General features: G+C 68.8%; 15 protein-coding genes. 6 read left to right on the forward strand and 9 right to left on the reverse strand.

Going from position 1 to position 18,151, the window contains the following annotated elements; all coding sequences use genetic code 11:
* Positions 1-6: 6 nt before the first annotated feature.
* The gene (locus ACMTAK_RS32265; protein ID WP_413809424.1) at positions 7-780 is read left to right on the forward strand and encodes a glycosyltransferase family 2 protein; all 774 of its coding nucleotides are present in this window, start codon (positions 7-9) and stop codon (positions 778-780) included.
* Positions 781-819: 39 nt separating this feature from the next.
* Here the strand turns inward: ACMTAK_RS32265 and ACMTAK_RS32270 are convergent, their stop codons facing one another.
* On the reverse strand, positions 820-1,764 hold the full coding sequence (locus ACMTAK_RS32270) for a TauD/TfdA family dioxygenase (RefSeq protein WP_413809425.1): 945 nt from the start codon (positions 1,762-1,764) through the stop codon (positions 820-822).
* Between the two features lie 285 nt (positions 1,765-2,049).
* On the opposite strand from ACMTAK_RS32270, the gene ACMTAK_RS32275 reads away from it, so the two are divergent.
* The gene (locus tag ACMTAK_RS32275; RefSeq protein WP_413809426.1) at positions 2,050-3,423 is read left to right on the forward strand and encodes a transcriptional regulator; all 1,374 of its coding nucleotides are present in this window, start codon (positions 2,050-2,052) and stop codon (positions 3,421-3,423) included.
* Positions 3,424-3,546: 123 nt separating this feature from the next.
* On the opposite strand, the gene ACMTAK_RS32280 is transcribed toward ACMTAK_RS32275, so the two are convergent.
* Genes ACMTAK_RS32280 through ACMTAK_RS32290 form a run of 3 tightly spaced genes read right to left on the reverse strand, consistent with a single transcriptional unit; the run spans position 3,547 to position 7,020 of the window.
* Entirely contained in the window at positions 3,547-4,485 is a 939-nt protein-coding gene (locus ACMTAK_RS32280) for an ACP S-malonyltransferase (protein WP_413809427.1), read from the reverse strand.
* Between the two features lie 34 nt (positions 4,486-4,519).
* Entirely contained in the window at positions 4,520-5,992 is a 1,473-nt protein-coding gene (locus ACMTAK_RS32285; protein WP_413809428.1) for an ABC transporter permease, read from the reverse strand.
* Positions 5,989-7,020, reverse strand: a complete 1,032-nt coding sequence (locus ACMTAK_RS32290) for an ABC transporter ATP-binding protein (protein ID WP_413809429.1) — start codon at positions 7,018-7,020, stop codon at positions 5,989-5,991. The genes ACMTAK_RS32285 and ACMTAK_RS32290 overlap by 4 nt, the downstream gene beginning before the upstream one ends.
* 376 nt (positions 7,021-7,396) lie before the next feature.
* Here ACMTAK_RS32290 and ACMTAK_RS32295 point away from each other — a divergent pair, with 376 nt between their 5' ends.
* Together ACMTAK_RS32295 and ACMTAK_RS32300 are read left to right on the forward strand one after the other, a co-directional pair.
* Positions 7,397-8,002, forward strand: a complete 606-nt coding sequence (locus ACMTAK_RS32295) for a thioesterase II family protein (protein WP_413809430.1) — start codon at positions 7,397-7,399, stop codon at positions 8,000-8,002.
* 56 nt (positions 8,003-8,058) lie between these two features.
* A complete protein-coding gene (locus ACMTAK_RS32300; protein WP_413809431.1) occupies positions 8,059-9,480 on the forward strand; it encodes a class I adenylate-forming enzyme family protein in 1,422 nt (473 codons plus the stop codon).
* 58 nt (positions 9,481-9,538) lie between these two features.
* On the opposite strand, the gene ACMTAK_RS32305 is transcribed toward ACMTAK_RS32300, so the two are convergent.
* Together ACMTAK_RS32305 and ACMTAK_RS32310 are read right to left on the reverse strand one after the other, a co-directional pair.
* Complete coding sequence (locus tag ACMTAK_RS32305) at positions 9,539-11,197, reverse strand: flavin monoamine oxidase family protein (protein WP_413809432.1); 1,659 nt, start codon at positions 11,195-11,197, stop codon at positions 9,539-9,541.
* 40 nt (positions 11,198-11,237) lie between these two features.
* Complete coding sequence (locus ACMTAK_RS32310; protein WP_413809433.1) at positions 11,238-14,048, reverse strand: helix-turn-helix transcriptional regulator; 2,811 nt, start codon at positions 14,046-14,048, stop codon at positions 11,238-11,240.
* Positions 14,049-14,629: 581 nt separating this feature from the next.
* Here ACMTAK_RS32310 and ACMTAK_RS32315 point away from each other — a divergent pair.
* Positions 14,630-15,733: a sulfotransferase gene (locus tag ACMTAK_RS32315; protein ID WP_413809434.1), complete on the forward strand. Its 1,104-nt coding sequence runs from the start codon at positions 14,630-14,632 to the stop codon at positions 15,731-15,733.
* A gap of 175 nt (positions 15,734-15,908) precedes the next feature.
* Positions 15,909-16,844, forward strand: coding sequence for a LysR family transcriptional regulator (locus ACMTAK_RS32320; RefSeq protein WP_256650884.1), 936 nt, complete (start codon positions 15,909-15,911; stop codon positions 16,842-16,844).
* Positions 16,845-16,907: 63 nt separating this feature from the next.
* Here the strand turns inward: ACMTAK_RS32320 and crcB (ACMTAK_RS32325) are convergent, their stop codons facing one another.
* The 3 genes from crcB (ACMTAK_RS32325) to crcB (ACMTAK_RS32335) are packed head-to-tail and all read right to left on the reverse strand — an operon-like array spanning position 16,908 to position 18,114.
* On the reverse strand, positions 16,908-17,282 hold the full coding sequence (gene crcB, locus ACMTAK_RS32325; protein WP_413809435.1) for a fluoride efflux transporter CrcB: 375 nt from the start codon (positions 17,280-17,282) through the stop codon (positions 16,908-16,910).
* Positions 17,279-17,614, reverse strand: a complete 336-nt coding sequence (locus tag ACMTAK_RS32330; RefSeq protein ID WP_413809436.1) for a DUF190 domain-containing protein — start codon at positions 17,612-17,614, stop codon at positions 17,279-17,281. Before ACMTAK_RS32330 ends, crcB (ACMTAK_RS32325) begins: the two co-directional genes overlap by 4 nt.
* Positions 17,611-18,114, reverse strand: a complete 504-nt coding sequence (gene crcB, locus ACMTAK_RS32335) for a fluoride efflux transporter CrcB (RefSeq protein ID WP_413809437.1) — start codon at positions 18,112-18,114, stop codon at positions 17,611-17,613. Before crcB (ACMTAK_RS32335) ends, ACMTAK_RS32330 begins: the two co-directional genes overlap by 4 nt.
* Between the last annotated feature and the right edge of the window lie 37 nt (positions 18,115-18,151).

An 18,151-nucleotide genomic window follows, 5' to 3' on the forward strand; every position in this document is an offset into this window, starting at 1 on the left:
AGCGCTGTGCCCCTGGTTTCTGTCGTGATGCCCGTGTACAACTCGGCAGCCACTCTCGGTGCAGCGATTCGATCAGTGCTCACGCAGACCTACAGCGAGCTGGAGCTTCTGGTCACCGACGACAAGTCTTCCGATGGATCTATGGACCTGCTCATGGAATTTGCCCGGCAGGACAAGCGCGTCATGCCGGAATCGGCACCCGAACGGGGTGGTGCGGGCCGGGCGCGGAATCTCGCTATTGAACGGGCCAGGGGGGATTACGTCGCTTTTCTTGACAGCGATGATATGTGGCTTCCGAAGAAACTTGAGCGGCAAATCGACTTCGCGGCGACGGCTAATGCGCCTTTGACGTTCACCTCCTACTACAAGATGGACGCCGACTACGACGGCGAGAGCACCGATTTCGTCCCGAACGGGCGTGTGATTCGGGCGCGAGAGCACGTGGACTATCGCGCGATGCTGGTCCAGGATCACATCGGGGCTCTGACGGCCATGTACGACCGCACCGTCCTTGGCACGAGGCTGATGCCGGAGATGCGTAAGCGACAGGACTACGCCTTGTGGCTGTCGATCATGCGTGACGGTCATGACGCCCGCGGTCTACCCGAGCCGCTGGCGGTGTACAGGGCCCACCGCGCGGGATCGCTGTCCTCGAACAAGCTGTCGCTCGTCCAGTACAACTGGACGCTGTACCGGGAACACGAGCGGCTGTCGGTTCCCCGGTCGACGCGGGCGTTGGCCGGGGCTGTGTGGCAGTCGCTGCGTAATTCGCGGATCTAGGGCTCTCGGCGGCCCCGGCCAGCCGTCCGCCTACACCACCTACGAGGCGATTGGGCCGGTGGTGCCTGCACTGCGCAGGAACAGTTGGAGCAGCAGGCGTCGGTGCTCGGGCGCAACGTCGGCCTGGCCGTCGCCGAGCGGTTCGCGGCCGTGAACCCAGTAGTGCTGGTTCACGATCAAGAAGTCGCCGCGTTGGAGCGTGAAGGCGACCTGTCCGGCGATCATCTGGTCCGCGAGTTCCTTGGCCGCGTGGGCATGTGCCTCATCGAGTCCGGACTCGGCGAGCATCTTGGCGGTGAACCGAACAAATCCGCGGTCTGCGGGTTCGCCGTCCAGGACTGGGAAAGGCTTGTACTCCTCGCCGACGTCGGACAGTTCAAAGAACGATCCGTACCTGTATGCCGCGTCGGTCAGGAGAGCGCGGCTTGATGGCGTCAAGCGCGATACGGCGGCGCGGGCATCGGAGAGGATGCTTGCACCGGCACCGAGCGGGTCGGGTCGGACGCACAGAAGCGTCGTGTAATCCGGGGGCTGGGTCGCGTTGACCAGGTCCATGTGAAATGCGTTGTACCCCGTACCGGTGGACAGACCGGGATTGGCATTGAGATTGGTCCCGATCTCCTTCCACAGCGGCCACCGCTGGAAAGGCTGAAAGGGGATCGCCACTTCGGCAAGAATCGCCATTGCCAAGCGTAGAAACTGGTCCCCGACCCCCAGTGCCTGGGCGATGTTCCGCAGACGCACCACGGCGTATCCGGCACCCGTCCCGCTTAACGTGGAGAGAAGGGAGCCCCTAAATTCATCGAATAGCGGAGTTGAATCCAGTTTGGCCCGGTACCGCTCGATCGTGGAATCCGCCAGGAACGTGCCCTTCACGCTCCAAGCGGGGAGGGCGCTTCCGAGATCGATGAGAGCTTCCTCAAGCTCGCTTGGCAGATCGATGAACAAGCCCTCGCTCGCCACATGATCGAACGTCGGTTCCATCTCCGTATCTCCTCATCAGGGAGTGGCCGAGCCTGATGCCCGGACCTTTGGTGGGAGTGCGGTCGGCGGTCAGCTGCCATACATCGGGAGCAACCGGCGTCGTACGGCATGGATCCTCATGCACTGCCAGGTATGGGCGGAAGCGCCTTCCACAGGCCTCCGTATGCCTCCATATGCCTACGTATGCCTTCTTCCGCAGGAGGCTTGCGGAGCGCTCGCGGACGTGCACGACACTGACCCAAGTGGGTATGTCCCACATAGGGCCCTTGAGATGGAGGACCACGCATGGCCGAGGCCGGCGTGCTTGACCAACTGGGCTGCCCCGACGGCGCCGCGTTTCTGCGTCAAGTAGCCGCGCGCCATGCCTCCCTGGGCTTCGGGGCCATGGCCACCCGCCCAGAGAAGTACTACCGGTGGTGCTCCGGAGTGCGCCCCGAACGCAAGGCCGAGACCGCCATGATCCACATGCTCGAAGTGCCTCTCTGGCGAGCTCGCGAGCTGGGCTGGCCCCACTGGCTGCGCCTCGCCCTCACCGACGACGACCGCGCACTCACCGCCGCCCCATGGACACCGGCCGGATCGCTTCAGGCGATGGACCACCTAGAAGAACTGGACCACCACGGAAGGCTGGCAGACATGGAACGCCGGGCATTCATGATGATCAGCAGCAGCGCGCTGACCGCCACACTCACGAACTGGGCCGCAGCGTCCCCAGCCCAGGCGATCCGCTCCGCCGAGCAATACCCACGCATCGGCGACAGCACCACCGACCTGATCGACGGCCGACTCGATCATCTGCGCCGACTCGATGACCGCATCGGGTCCGCCCAGGCGTACCGACTGGCCAGCGCGGAACGCTCCATGATCAGAGACGCCCTCAAAGACGCCTCGCACGCCGAATCGACCAAACGCCGCCTATTCGCCGTCGCCGCTGAGGCCAGCCGCATCTGCGGCTGGTCCGCTTTCGACTCCGGCCGCGCCGACATCGCCGAACTGCACTACACGGCAGCCCTGCACTGCGCGACGAGCGCCAGTGATCCCGTCGTCGCCGCCAACACCCTCAACTTCTGGGCCATGCTCCGCTACAGCAAAGGCGACACTGCCGGGGCACTGGACATCGTCGACCAAGCGCTCCGCACCGCCCAGCAGACCGGCTCGCCGCGCCTGACCGCCATGCTCCACGCCCGCGCCGGCCGCGCACACGCCAAGGCCGGAGACGAGCGCTCCAGCCGCCGCGCCGAAGACACCGCCTTCGCCACCTACAGCCATGCCGACCGCACCGATGCCGATCCACCGTGCGTCTACTGGGTCGACGCCACCGAACTCCACAGCTGGGCCGCCACCAACGCCCTCGACCTCAACGCCCCCCGACGCGCCCTCACCCACCACGCCGCCATCGCCGCCGCCCAGCAGCAGGATCAGCGCTACGACAGCACCGCCTACCCCCGCTCCGCAGCACTGCGCCTGACACGCAAAGCCGACGCTCACCTCGCCATGTCCGATGTCGACGCCGCCGTACTCACCGCGGAACAGGCGCTGCACCGGATGGGAGGCGTCACGTCATCCCGAGGAAGCAGCATGCTCGCCGACCTGCGAACCAAACTTGGGTCGTACCAGCGCGTGCCCGCAGTCGCGGACTTCCTCGAGCGCACGGTCTAGTCGTCCTGGCACGTGGGCACTGCGGCGCAGTTCGGACATCCCGATCACGCCAACGCCCCGTCAACTCGGAAGAGTCACGGGGCGTTGAGCGGAGTACTGCCGCCGCAGCGCGTTACGCCGTCATCAGCGCCTGCGGGCGGGTCGCGAGCGCTTGCCCGGACCCACCGTCACCACCTCGAAGTTGGACTTGGTGCGGTCCAGCCGGTGGAAGAGGTTGTCCGGCCCGGTGATGTACATCTTCGACACCCCGGCGCCCTTCAGCGTGTCCACCACCTTCGGCCAGTGGATCGGCAGATCGAAGGTGTCCAGCAGCATCGTGCGCAGCCCGTCGGCCGTGGTCACGATGGTGCCGTCCTGGTCGGTGACCACGGGCAGCTTCGGGTCGAGGATGTCGTACTTGGGCAGGATCTCCTCGGCGGCCCGGCGCCGCAGCTCCGCGAACGCGGGCGCGTGCACCGCCGGGACCATGGTGTACATGGAGTAGCCGCTGGCCTGGCTGATCGCCTTCTTGAACCACTCCAGCTCCGTCTCGCGCAGCGACACCATGAAGAAGCCGTCGTCGAGATAGCCGGAGTAGTCGTACCACTCATCGCGCTCGCCGAGCTCGGTGAGGATCTCCGCCAGCTTCTCCCGCGGAGTGCGGACGAAGGTGTGGGTGACCGCGTCCTGGTACTCCTCGGCGAAGTACGCGTGCTCACAGCGGGCCAGCTCCGCGGTGAGTCGCACCACCTCGGGGAACGGCAGCGAACTGACGTAGGCCGCGGCCGCCTTCTGCCCGAAGCTGGGGCCCACGCACAGGTCGGGGACCAGTCCGTGCTCCTGCTCCGCCCGGTCCGCCGAGGCCATCGAGTTCACCAGGAAGGCGATCTGGGTGGCCTCGGAGTAGTCGTCTTCGCAAGTGCGGAGCTGGTCGAAGACCGAGTAGCCCAGCGCCTCGTCGGCCTCGGCGAGCCGCTTCCGGGCGAACGGGTCGAGCGTGAGGAACCTGCCCACCTCGGAGAAGCCGGAGGGTCCCATGCCCGGGAAAACGATGGCTGTCTTCGTCTGCTCGGATGCCGTCATGGTGTGGTGCCTTACTCTCGAGTCCTGCCGCGACTCAGTCCTGCGCCCGGCGGTTGAAGCCCCGGATGCCGATCATCCCGAAGATCAGGATGGCCGCCCCGATGGCCGAGAAGCAGATCCACAGCGGGATCGACTCCGGTGTCTTCGGCCCGGGGGTCAGCAGCAGTCCGCGCATCGCCTCGGTGACATAGGTCAGCGGGTTGAAGGTGCACAGCACCTGGAACCAGCGGACGGTCTCCAGGCTCCGCCACGGGAACTGCGTGGCCCCGGTGAACATGATCGGGGTCAGCGTCATGGCGAAGACGATGGAGATGTGACGCGCGGGCGCCAGGGTGCCCAGGGTGAGGCCGACGCAGCCACCGACGAGTCCGCCGAGGCTGAGGATGCCCAGCGTCACCGGCATCTTGTCCAGCGGCCAGGAGACGTCGTCCAGCAGCGCCAGACCGATCGGGATCATGACCAGCGAGCCGATCAGACCGCGCATCGCGCCGAAGACCGCCTTCTCCACCGCCACCAGTGCGACCGGGATGGGCGCGAGCAATCGGTCCTCGATCTCCTTGGTCCAGGAGAAGTCGATGGCCAGTGGCAGCGCTGTGTTCTGCAGGGCGACCAGGAAGCTGTTGAGCGCCACCACACCGGGCAGCAACACCTGCTGGAAGCCGGGCTGGGTGAAGCCGATCTCGCCGAGCACCTTGCCGAAGACGAACAGCATGAAGAACGGTTCGACGATGACCTGGCCCAGGAAGGGGCCCATCTCGCGGCCGGTGACGAAGATGTCGCGCCACAGGATGAAGAAGAACGTCCGCCACCGGTTGGCGCGGCGCCGGTGACGCCCGCCGCGGCGCTTGGAGTCGGGCAGCTCGAGCTCGAGTTCGGGCTCCGGCTCGGGCTCCACGAGGGGTGAACGGGCGTCGGCCGCCGCGATGATGGCGTTCAGCGCGGCCTTGGCGTCCTGCGCGGCCTGGGAGGCCGACGGAGCCGGTATCGGCTTGATGACCAGCGTCAGGGTGTCGCCGATGTCCCCGCTGCCGTGCGGGGCGCCCATGCCCCTGGGCTCATGGTGCCGGTGCTCCTGCGGCCGGCTCTCGTGGTGCCGGGGGTCATGCGGCCGGTTCTCATGCTTGACCGGCGCGTTCGGCGCGGCCTTCTGGACCTCGGCGCCCGGACGTGGGGCCTGGACCTCGGCGCCCGGACGTGGGGCCTGGGCCTCGGGACCGGGACGCGGGGCGGACGGCTTGGACCGTACGAGCACGGTCCGGGTGTCCTCGAAGCCGTCGTCCTCGGCGGACTTGGGGTCGACGCTCCGCGGATCGGTGGCCCCGGTCCCGTCCGGCTTGGCGCCGGGGGTCCTGGGGTCGGCGGGCCTGCGTGTCGCTGAGGACCGCTCACCGCCCCGGCCGCCGCCCTGGTGCGGAGGCGTCGCCGCGCCGGTCGCGGGCTGCTCCCCGGCGGCCTTGCCGCCGTGGGTCCCGTCGGTCGATGACGTGGGTCGTGAGGAGGAGCTCATCGCATCTCCTTCCCCGTCAGGTCGACAAAGACGTCTTCCAGGCTCGCCTTGCTCACATTCAGGTCCTTGATTTCGCACTCGGTGTCGGTCAGGGCCTTGATGACCGTGGGCAGAAGCACGGAGGACGGCGCGTTGCTGTAGACCTTCATCCGGAAGGTGCCGTCGTTGACGGCCGCGGCCCCGGCGCCCTGCATGAGGGCGGCCATGTCGTCCTCGGCCTGGAGCACCTCGACCCGCTCGGCGACCCCGAGGCCCTGCACCATGTGGACCACGCCGTTCATGCCGGAGTACGGCGGGCGCACCGTGACGGTCAGCGCGGTGTTGCTCATCCGGCTGGTCAGCGCCTCGGGGGTGTCCAGGGCGAGCAGCTTGCCGTGGTCGACGATGCCGATCCGGTCACAGAGCTTGGACGCTTCCTCCATGTCGTGGGTGGTGATCACCACCGTGACGCCGCGGGTCCTGAGCTCGGCGACCCGGTCGCGCACGAAGATCTGGGACTGCGGGTCGAGGCCGGTGGCCGGCTCGTCCAGGAACAGCACCCGGGGGCGGTGCATCAGGGCCCGTGCGATCATCACGCGCTGGGCCTGACCACCGGAGACCTGATCCGCCCGGGCCTTGGCGTGGTCGGAGAGACCGACCCAGTCCAGGCTCTCGTCCGCGAGGCGGTTGCGCTCCGAGCGCGAGAGACCGTGGTAACCGGCGTGGAAGGTGAGGTTCTGGCGGATCGTCAGCGACCGGTCGAGGTTGTTGCGCTGCGGCACGACGGCGAAGGACTGCCGGGCCACCGCCGGCCTGGCCACCACGTCGACGCCCTGTACGAAGGCACGTCCGCCGCTGGGCGCGACACGGGTGGTCAGGATGCCGATGGTGGTGGTCTTACCCGCTCCGTTGGGCCCGAGGAAGCCGAAGACCTCACCGTGCCTGACGGTGAAGCTGAGATTGTCGACAGCCGGAACGGGCCGGCCGGGGTACTTCTTGACCAAGCCGTCGACAACGACGGCGAAATCAATAGGACGTGTTGTGTTCATCGCTGTCGTCGCACCGATTTAATTGGCTTGAGGAGACCATTACTTTGCACATGTTTAACACGACGGCTTGACTCCTGGCCCCTAACTGCCCCCAGATTAGGGGGTAGTGGCACGGGTGAGGGGGCCTTAGGGGGCGCCCACCTGTGTCCCGCGCCACGTCGGGACGGGCGCGGTACCCGCATATAGCGCGTACCTCGAATAGCGGTTACTAGGGGTTGTGGCCCAGGAGAAGGGCTCATAGCCTCACGGAGTCAGCATCTCGGACGAGCGTGGTCGACGCGCCCCACCGTGCACTCGTGCCCGGCCCCTCAGTGCAATCGCGGGGATGTACTCCTTGAGCCAGATCAAGCCCGATGATGTGGGCCTTATTCGGATATTGCAAACGGAAACTCCGAGCAGTTTCCGGCTGATCTGTTTCCCGGAATCCGCCCACTCCACCGCGTACTACCTCTCACTGTCCGAGCTTCTGCTGCCCACGGTGGAGGTGTTGGCGATCCAGTACCCCCTGTATGCCGGGCTCGAGGACGATGAGCGGCTGACCGACTCCGCCGACCTCGCGGACCGGATTTTCGGTGCGCTGGGGGAGTGGATGGACCGCCCGCTGGCCTTCTTCGGCCACCGGGCCGGTGCCGATCTCGCCTACCGCGTCGCCGAGCGCCTGGAACGGGAGACCGGGACGCCGCTGCTGACCCTGTTCGTCTCCGGCCGGACCGCGCAGTGGGGCATGACCCTGGGGCCCCCGGCGCTCGGCTGCCGGATCGTCGCCCTCGCCGGTGAGGGCGACCCCAAGACCCCGCTGCGCGGCGTACGGGCCTGGCGGCGGCGGACGAGCGGACGATTCGACCTCGAGGTGTTTCCCGGTTCCCGCTACTACCTCGACTCGAGCCGGAGAGAGGTCGTCAACCTGGTGCACGACCAGCTGCTCTCCCAAGTCCCCGTCGACGCCGAGTGGGAAGCCGGCGCCGAAGACCAGGGAGCCTAGGGGGACCCGCCCAGGGCTGCCCGTACTCCTGAGCGAAAAGGAAAAGAGTACGTTCGATGACCGCGAAGATCTACGCGCTCGACTCGGTGCAGACCCTGGCCGACTTCGAGCTGGACGCGCTGCGCGTCGCCGATGTGATCCGCGAGCACGGGGTGACCCACGGCGACCGCGTCGTCTTCAAGGCGGGCAACTCCGCCGCCTACGTGAGCGTGCTGTTCGCGCTCATGCACGTGGGAGCCTCCATCGTCCTGATCGACCAGCAGGAGCACCCGGACGAGACCCGGCGGATCGCCGGGCGCACCGGCGCCGCGATCGCCTTCGTGGACGACGACGCCCCGATACACGACGACATCCGTACGGTGAACCTCTACGAGCTGATCGCCCCGGCCGCCGGGCGCCCGCTCACCACCCGGGAGCTGTCCTTCGACGCCTGGGCCGACCGGCGCGACGGCCTGATCATGTGGACCTCCGGCTCCACCGGCGAGCCCAAGGGCGCCGTCAAGTCCGGCGTCAAGTTCCTCACCAACCTGGAGCGCAACGCCGCCCAGGTCGGGCACCGGCCGGACGACGTACTGCTGCCGCTGCTGCCCTTCGCCCACCAGTACGGGCTGTCCATGGTGCTCATCGCCTGGCTCACCCGCTGCTCGCTGGTGATCGCCCCGTACAAGCGCCTGGACCGGGCCGTCCAGATGGCCGGACGGACCGGCGCCACGGTGATCGACGCCACCCCGTCCAGCTACCGCACCATGCTCAACCTGGTGGGCCGGAAGCCGTCGCTGCGGGCCCAGTTGGAGGGCGTCCGGATGTTCTGCTCGGGCGCCGCACCGCTGGACGGCGCGCTCTCCGAGCGCTACGTGGCCGAGTTCGGACTGCCGCTGCTGGACAGCTACGGCAGCACCGAGCTGGGCAACATCGCCTTCGCCACCCTGGAGAACCCGGTCTCCTGCGGCCGGGCCATGGACGGCATCAAGCTGCGCGTCATCGACGAGGACGGCCACCCGGCCGCCCCCGGTGAGGCGGGCGAGATCGAGGTCGACACCCCGGACGCGCTCGAGGGCCACCTCGCCGCGGACGGCACCATCGACGCCGTGCCCACCGGCTGGCAGTCCACCGGCGACCTCGGCTATCTCGACGAGGAGGACAACCTCTTCGTCCTGGGGCGGAAGTTCGCGGTGCACCGCTCCGGCTACACGCTCTACCCCGAGCTGATCGAGCGGAAGGCGGCCCTCGCCGACATCTCCACCCGGATCGTGCCGCTCCCCGACGAGCGCCGCGCCGGTGATGAGCAGCTGGTCTTCTTCGTGGAGGACGAGGAGCTGCGGGACGCCAAGCACTGGCGGGAGCGGCTGTGCCAGGTGCTCCCGGTCTACGAACAGCCCAACCGGGTCGAGGTGCTGGAGAACTTCCCGCTCAACCGCAACGGCAAGCCGGACAAGCGCCGCCTCGAGCAGCTGGCCCAGGGCCTCGCCCAGGGCTGAGACATGACAGGGGGAGCCCGGCGCGCGACGGCTCCCCCTGTGCGTGACGCCGTGGCCGTCAGTCGTACGGAAGCTCCAGCGGCGCGAAGGTGTCGAAGAGATCGCCGGGGCCGGGGTTGTCCGGATGGGTGGTGCCGCCGAGGTGGCGGAGCACGCCCCACACCGCGTTCAGCGCCGTGGTCACCGCTCCCTCGGCGAAACCGGCCGTCCAGGAGACATCGTCCCCGCACAGGAAGAAGCCCTGCTGCGCCGGATCCGTCCCGTCCTGCATGAACTGGGTGAACAGCCGCCGCTGATAGCGGTAGTGGCCGGGCAGATTGTTCTTGAAGGCCCCCATGAAGCGGGGCTCGGTCTCCCAGGTGACGGTCAGCGGCCCCGCGATGATGTGCGACCGGATGTCCACATCCGGATAGATCGCGGCCAGTTTGGTCAGCAGCGTGTCCAGCCGCTCCTCGGCGGAGAGCGTGGCGACCTTCAGCGAGTCGTCGTTCCAGGTGTACGACAGGCACATGACACCGGGCCGGTCGGGTCCGTCGTCGAACAGATAGACCCCGCGCGGCATCCGGTCGGTGAGCGTCATGCTCATCGCGTCGTGGCCGGTGGCCGGGTCGGTGTCCCGCCAGAACGGCCGGTCGACCAGGACGAACAGCTTGGACGCGCCCATGTAGTGGGTGCGCTCCACCGCCGTCCACTGCGGAGTGGACAGCAGCGTCGGATCGCAGTCGACCCGGTTCAGCAGCGTCCACACATGCGGGCTGAAGACCACCGCGGGAAACTCGCGCTCCTCGCCGCTCTCGTCCGTCACCCGGATGCCGTCGGCGGTCCGCCGCAGCCGGGTGACCGCGGGCCGGGGCCGGCCGCCGTGCAGGGAGGCCAGCGAGGTGCCCCGCGGCCAGTGCGCGAGCGTCTCGGGCCGGTGCTCCCACAGCCCGTTCGGCACCTGGGAGGAGCCGCCGACTATGCCCACCTGATTGTCGTCGGCCTCGGTGACCACGACGCGCAGGATCTCCAGCACCGAGTTGGGGAAGTCGGTGTCCCAGCCGCCGGTGCCGAAGCCCACCTGGCCGAAGATCTCCCGGTGGCGGAACGACTGGAAGGTGGAGGAGGTGGCGAGGAAGCCGTAGAAGGACTGGTCGTCGAACTCCTTGACCAGCGAGTTCCATACGGTCTTCAGCGTGCTGACGTCCCGCCGCTGGATGGCGTCCCGCAGCGTGGCCAGGTCGGCCCGCTCCTGGAGCGCCTTGTCCCAGGCGTCGGCGACCTCCTGGTAGACCTCCGGGAGCTCGCCCGTGGTGCGCGCCCGGTCCTGACCGCCGTTCAGATCGATGAGCGTGCTCGCGGTGGCCGGTGCCAAAGGATTAGGGAAAGGACGAGTGGACAGGCCCAGCAGATCGATGTAGTGGAACAGCGATCGGGCGGCGACGGGAAAGCGCATGGCGCCCATCTCCGCCTTGTATTCCGGATTACCGGGGAAGGGCGTGGAGCGCATCCGGCCGCCCAGTTGCTCCGCTTCATAAAGAACTGGGGAAAGCCCTAGTCGTAGAAGCTCATAGGCCGCGGTCAGTCCGGACATCCCGCCGCCGATGACGGCGACTTCGGTTCCATGCATCGCAGCAGGCAGGACGCCCAAACCCGCTGGATGGGACAGCCATCTGTCGTAGGAAAAGGGGAAATCCGGCACGAGCATCGTCGTGGCGGACGCGGTGGCGCACGTCATGGCATCAACCTCGTCGGGGCCGAGTGGCTTCGCGGGGAGATCAGGCGGTATAAGCGACATCGAAATCCAGGCTCGCGGGCAGTTCTCGGCGCTGGCTGATGTTGATCTTCCGGTAGACACGGGTCAGGTGTTGTTCCACCGTGGAGATCGTGATGAAAAGCTTAGCGGCGATCTCGCGGTTGGTGTAGCCGGAAGCTGCTAGTGCTGCCACTCGACTTTCTGCATCGGAGAGTTCGGAAAAGGCGGCGGTATCCTCCCCGGTACGTGCCGCCTCCGACAGGGCCGAACGGGCCGGAGTGCGCTGCAATGAGCGGGACAGCTCGTCGGCACCGCAGCTGTCCGCGAGCCGCAGCGCCCGACGGGTCATCAGCCGGCTGGTGTCCAGATCGCCGAGCTGCTTGTGCGCCTCCGCCAGATCCGCCAGCGCCCGCGCCATCTCGTACCAGCCGCCGCTCGCCTGGAGCACCCCCACCGCCTGCTGGAGCAGGGCGATGCGCTCCTGTCGCGGCCGGGTGGCGGCCAGGATCCGCAATGCCGCGCCCCGGGTGCGCGAGGAGGACTCCCCGGCCAGCTCCAGCTGCTCCTCCGCCAGCCGCGCCGCCCGCTCCTGGCCGCCGAGCGTCAGCCAGGTCTCGGCGGCGCCGAGCCGCCAGGTCAGGGTGGCGGGGGAGTCCAGGCCCCAGTCGGCCATCTTCTCGCCGCAGGCGCGGAAGTCGGTGAGGGCCGCGTGCTGGCGGCCGGTGGCCAGCTGATGCCGGGCCCGTGCGTAGAGGTAGTGCAGCCCGAAGCGGTTGCGGTACATCTCGTCCGGCACCGGGCGGGCGAGCAGTTCGGCCGCCGCGTCATGGTTGCCCATCGCGGTGTGGGCGTTGATCAGCATGCCCAGCGGCATGCCGACGGTGACGCCCCAGCCGCGCGCCGGAAGCTCCTCCAGCGCCCGCTCGGCGTACCGGACCGTGTCCCGCAGCCGTCCCACGCGCAGCGCGACCTGGGCCCGCAGCACGCAGAAGTAGGCCAGCAGCGCCTTGGCACCGCGCTCCGAGGTCTCCTCGATCAGCCGGTCGCACCAGGTGGTGGCGGTGGCGTGGCGGTCGGCGTACACCAGCGTCTGGAGCGCGGCGTGCACCGTCAGCATCGTCCGGTCCGAGAGCGGGACGGTCTCCAGCACCCGCTCCGCGGCCCGTACGGCGCGCTCGTCGACCCCGCGGCTCAGCACGGTCCGCAGCGCGCGGAACGCGGTCAGATGGGGCGACTCCGGGGTCTGGTCGGGCGACAGCGGGACGTCCCACGGGCCGTCGTCGGCCTCCCCCCGGTCCAGGAAGGGCCGCAGTTCGGGGTGGTCGGGGTAGGTGGAGGACAGGGCGAGCCGGATGGCGCGCAGCCCGGTGTCCAGCTCGGTGCCCGGGTGCTCGGCGGCGGCCCGGCTGAGCTGCTTCAGCGCGGCGGCCGCCTCGTCCATCCGGCCCAGCCCCAGCAGCCCGATGACGACAGGGATGGTCTCGGGGGCGGGCAGCAGCCCGCTGCCCGCCGGACCGGCCAGCGACTGCAGCCGCCGCATCTGGGACAGCGGGTTGAACGGCCACATGGCCTGCACCATCGTGGCCTGGAGCTGCAGCGCCTCGCGCTCGTCGGTGGTGTAACGGTCGGCCATCTGGAGGCAGTTCATGGCCAGTTCCCTGCGGTCCGCGGCGATGGCGTGCACGGCCGCGTCGCACAGCGCCTGCGTGATCCACTCCTCGACCGGCTCGGGCCCCTCGTGGCTGAGCAGATGGCGGGCCACGTCGATGGGGTCGGCGCCCTCCTCGTACAGCAGCCGGGCGGCCCGGTGGTGCAGCGGGCCGAGCTCGTGCAGCTCCAGGTCGTCCAGGAGCACGGTGCGCACCGCGTCGCTGCGGAACCGCCCGCCGTGCAGGATCCCGACCTCGGTGAGCAGCGCGACGGACTGCCGGACCAGCCGCTCCTCGACCTCGATCAGCCTGCTCAGCAGGGGAACGGACGTGGCGTCACCCAGCAGCGCGATCCCATGGGCCACCCGGCGGTGGGCCGGACCGCCGCGGTAGACGCAGGACAGCGCCGCCTGCCGGAACAGCTCCCCGGCCACCGGGGCGTCCGTGCCGGGCGCGGGGTCGAGGGGGCCGCGGGTGAGGCGGGAGAACCGGTCGTCCAGCAGACCGCGCAGCAGCAGCAGATTGCCGCCGGTCATCTCGTGGTACGCGGCGGCGTGCAGCCCGGCCTCCTCGGTGCCCAACTCCTCGATCAGCAGCGTGGAGACGCCCGCTACGGTGAGCGGGGCGAGCCGGACGTGGCACACCTTCGGCTCGTGCAGCAGCTCGTCCAGGGCGGTGGCGGCGGGGCCGGTCAGCGACCCGCGGCTCACCACGACGGACAGCGCCTCCGAGCGGCAGCGCCGGATGCCGTACGCCAGGCAGCGCAGCGACGGCAGATCGGCGAACTGGACATCGTCGATGGCGATCAACAGCGGGGCGTCACCGGTCAGTTCGTCGAGGGTGCGGTGGAAGTCCTGGAGCAGCGGGAGCTCGGCCTGGTCCGGGCCGTTCGGGTCGCGGAGCGCCTCGAGGCCGGGGCGCGGCCGGGAACGCTGAAGATGGGTCGGCATGCCCTGGTAGAGCTGCTCGAGCACGGCGTAGGGGAACTTCTGCTCCGAGGCGGAGGCGACCGCGGGCAGTACCCGGACGCCGCGTCCGCCCGCCGTATCCGTCACGGTGTGCAGAAGTGCGGTCTTTCCCGATGTCACGGCGCCGCTGATAACGGCGAGCCGGCTTCCCTCGCGGGCGCCCTCGAAGAGGAGCCGATTGAGCCGGGCTATCTCCTGATCGCGCTCCACCAACACGTACGAAACACCTTCCCCGATTTTCCGTGTGCGCAGGGGTCTTGAAAGCGAATCACCGTGCATGGCGCACCTGGTAATGCATCGTCCCCCGAGATTTGAAAATACCGTGCCGCTGTTCGGGTCCCCTGTCCCTTCCGTTACTGCACCCTGTGCGGCGGCGTCACTGCTCTGCGTTATGTCGCGTGTTCCCCGCCCCACCCGGCCTGGTTGGGCATGCCAACCCGGGGTCACGGGTATGGGGTGGATGCGCACTCTAGCAGTGCCGTTGGTACGAAAAGATGACCGTCTCGTCACGGGAGAAACTGTTCGATTACGGTTTCGTCCCCAGGGTCGAGTTGTGAAGCCCGGAGCCGACTCTCAGATCGGGCCTCGTCGCTGGTAGTTGGGGGGTTCCTGAAGGTAACACCCCTGTCGGATGTGAAAGTTGCGCAAAGGTGCAGGAAGCGGCTGAACCTTGAGTTCGCCCTCTCGCATCCCGTTGTGTGTGTTTCCCCTGTTCGATGGTCGGAGTCATCGTCGCCCGGGGCATCCATTAGCATCGCCGCGGCCACCGAATCGACCGCGGTGTGTCATGGACCACTATGGGAACGGCTACTAGGGAAACAACTAGTTGTCCGAGCGAGGAACGGGAGGAAGTGCGCGTGGTCAACCAGAAGTTGACATTTGTCGTCGGCACCGGACGGTGCGGTTCGACGGCTCTGTCTCAGATTATCAATATTCATCCGGATGTTCTCAGCATCAATGAATTGTTCGCCAGTATTCCCGACTCGGAGATACTGGACGAGGCCCCGCTGAGCGGTGTGGAATTCTGGGGATTTCTGTCCAGGCCCAATGTGGTCACCAATAGCATGATCAAAAACGGCGCCATCCCGCCCGAGTTCCTCTACCACAGGATGCCCAAGCGGCGGTTCGACGCGAAGACCACCGGTATCCCGGCCATCAGCGTCATGGTGCTGCCCCATCTGACCGACGACCCCGACGCGCTCTTCGACGAGTTGGCGGCCGAGGTCACCACCTGGCCCACCCGCCGTCCGGCAGACCACTGGACGGCCCTCTTCGCCACCCTCGGCGCACGGTTCGGCAACCCCGGAGCCGTCGTCGAGCGCACCGGCCTGTCCATCGGCCGTGTACCCGAGATGCACCGGGCCTTCCCCGAGGCGCGCTTCTTGCACCTCTACCGACAGGGCCCCGACTGTGCCGTCTCGATGAGCCGCCACTTCAGCTTCCGGATGATCCCGATGCTGTGGGAGATGGCCATCCACTGCGGTCTGGAGACCCCGCGGCAGCTGACGCCGCAGCACGCGGCCCAGCTCCCGCCCGACCTGGCCCCGCTGCTGAGCGACGCTTACGACCCGGCGCTGGTGTGGGAACGTCCCATCCCGATCGGCGCGTTCGGCACCCTGTGGTCCGAGACGATCATCGACGGTCTGAGGAAGCTGGAGGCGGTCCCGGCGGAGCAGCGCGCCGCGCTGTCGTACGAGAACCTGCTGGAGGAGCCGGAGAAGGAGCTGATCCGGCTCGCCGAGTTCATCGGGGTGGAACCGCACCGCGACTGGCTGGACGCGTCCATCGCCCACCTCGACGGTGGCCGACCGGGCGCGGCGAGCAAGCTGGCCGAGGAGGAGCTCACCTCGCTGCTGGAATCCTGTAGCCCGGGGACGCGGGCGCTGGCCGCCCACCAGTAGGGCGCATGTCGTCACCCGGCGGCGGCCGCCCTCCTGGAGGCCGGTCGCCGGGTGGCGCCCTGCCTCCCCCGGAGTTCTGCTGGGTTCCCGCCCCGAGGGAGCTTCCCCGAGAGGGGCCCATACGTCCTGGACACGCCGTGGCGGGACATCCATAGCCGGTGCCTATCATCGTGGTGTGCAGTTGCATCAGCTGCGTTATTTCGCCACCGTCGCGGAGACCCGGCACTTCACCCGCGCCGCGGAGCTCCTGCATGTCGCCCAGCCCTCGCTGTCCCAGCAGATCCGCGCCCTCGAACGGGAGCTGGGAGCCGATCTCTTCCACCGGGCGCGCGGCAATATCGCCCTCACCGACGCGGGAGAGGCCCTGCTGCCACTGGCCCGCCAGATCCTCGCCGACACCGAGACCGCGCACCGCGAGGTCCAGGAGGTCGCCCAGCTGCGGCGCGGCCGGGTGCGGCTGGGGGCCACGCCGAGCCTGTGCGCCAGCTTCGTCCCCGATGTGCTGCGCCGCTTCCACGACGAGTTCCCGGGCATCGAGCTGATCGTGGACGAGGGCGGTTCCCAGGATCTGGTCCGCACACTCTCCGCGGGCGAGCTGGACCTCGCGCTGATCATCACCCCCGTGCTCGGCCAGGCCCCCGCCCTCGCCGCCACCGAGCTGCTGCGGGAGGAGCTGGTGGTGGCCTCCTCGCCCGCGTCCCCACCGCCCACCCGGCGCCGGCGGATCCAGGTCGAGGATCTGCGGGACCGGCCGATGGTGATGTTCCGGCGCGGCTACGACCTGCGGGAATTCACCACGGCGGCCTGCCGGGCGGCCGGTTTCGAGCCGTCCTTCACGGTCGAGGGCGGCGAGATGGACGCGGTGCTGGGCTTCGTACGGGCCGGGCTCGGCATCGCCGTACTGCCGGGGATGGTGGCGGCCCGGTCCGGGCTGCGGATCACCCCGTTCGCGGGCCACGACATGCGGCGCACCATCGCCGTCGCCCACCGTAAGGACGTCGCGCCGCCCCGGGCCGCGCGGGAGCTGCGCCGGGTGATGCTGGAGCATCTGCGGACGGCGGCCGCGGGGGAGTTCGGCCTGCCGCCGACCACGACGCGACTGCTGCCGTAGCGGAGTGGGGGCGGCGTGAACGGTAAGGGCGTCGCGGGCGGAAGGCCGCCCGGGGGTCGGTGATCAGCCCCAGATCGCGTGGGCCAGCCCCCCACCCGCGAAGGCGGCGCCCACCCCGACCACCACACTCAAGCCGGCATTCGCCACGGCGAAGAGCCGGGCGCCCTCCTCGGCCAGCCGCAGGGTCTCGTACGAGAACGTGGAATACGTCGTCAGCGCCCCGCACAGCCCAGTGCCCAGCAGCAGTTGCGACTGCTGGGACGCCGCTCCCGCCGTCGCCGCGCCGGTCAGCAGGCCCAGCACCAGACAGCCCACCATGTTGACCAGGAACGTGCCCCACGGGAACACCGAGTCATGCCGTGTCTGCACCGCCCGGTCGGTCAGATAGCGCAGTGGGGCGCCGACCATCCCGCCCGCGATCACCAGCAGCCAGTTCACCGGGCCCGCCCCCGGGGGTGCACGATCTCGACCGGGTCGACCACCACGAGGCCGTCACCCACGATCTCCTCCAGCTCGGGCAGGAAGGACCGCACTCGCTCCTCCGTATCGATGATCACGACGGCCATGGGCAGATCCTCGCCGAGCGACAGCAGCCGCGAGGTGTGGATCAGGGACGAGGAGCCGTACCCCTCGACACCGCGGAACACGCTCGCCCCCGCGAGCCCCGCGCGATGGGCGCGGTGCACGATCTCGGCGGACAGTGGTCTGCGGTGCCACGTGTCGTTCTCGCCGATGAAGACGGTCAGCCGCAGCGCGGGCTCGCCGGTCACCGGGCCGCCCTCCCACCGGAGCCGCCGTACGCGCCGAGGACGCGTCGGGTCGCCGCCACGGCCGCCCATACGGCCGTCATCGCCACCACGAGCGTGCCCAGCAGATAGCCGAAGGCGATCGCGATACGGCCGTCCTGGATCAGCCGGGTGAAGTCCACGGCGTACGTCGAGAAGGTGGTGAAGCCGCCGAGCACACCGGTGCCGAAGAAGGGCCGCACCAGCCGGTGGGCCGTCCACGTCTGGGTGATCAGCACCAGGAAGACGCCGATGATCGCGCAGCCGACGGCGTTGACCAGCAGGATCGTCCAGGGGAAGGCGCTGGAGGGGGTCGGCCACAGCAGCGACGCGCCGTAGCGGGCCGTCGCCCCGAGCGCGCCGCCCACCGCCACCACACCCACCACGGGGCCCTGCCCTCGCCACGGGCTGTGCCGGGCGGGCGGGACCGGGCCGGTATCGGGGTCGATGGGCTCGTCCACCACATCTGACCGTGAGCTGCCCATAGGGCTCAGATTACGTCGTGACGTGGACACCGGCCGA

This window comes from Streptomyces lacaronensis (assembly GCF_047337785.1).
In the GTDB taxonomy this organism is placed as follows: Bacteria; Actinomycetota; Actinomycetes; order Streptomycetales; family Streptomycetaceae; genus Streptomyces; species Streptomyces lycopersici.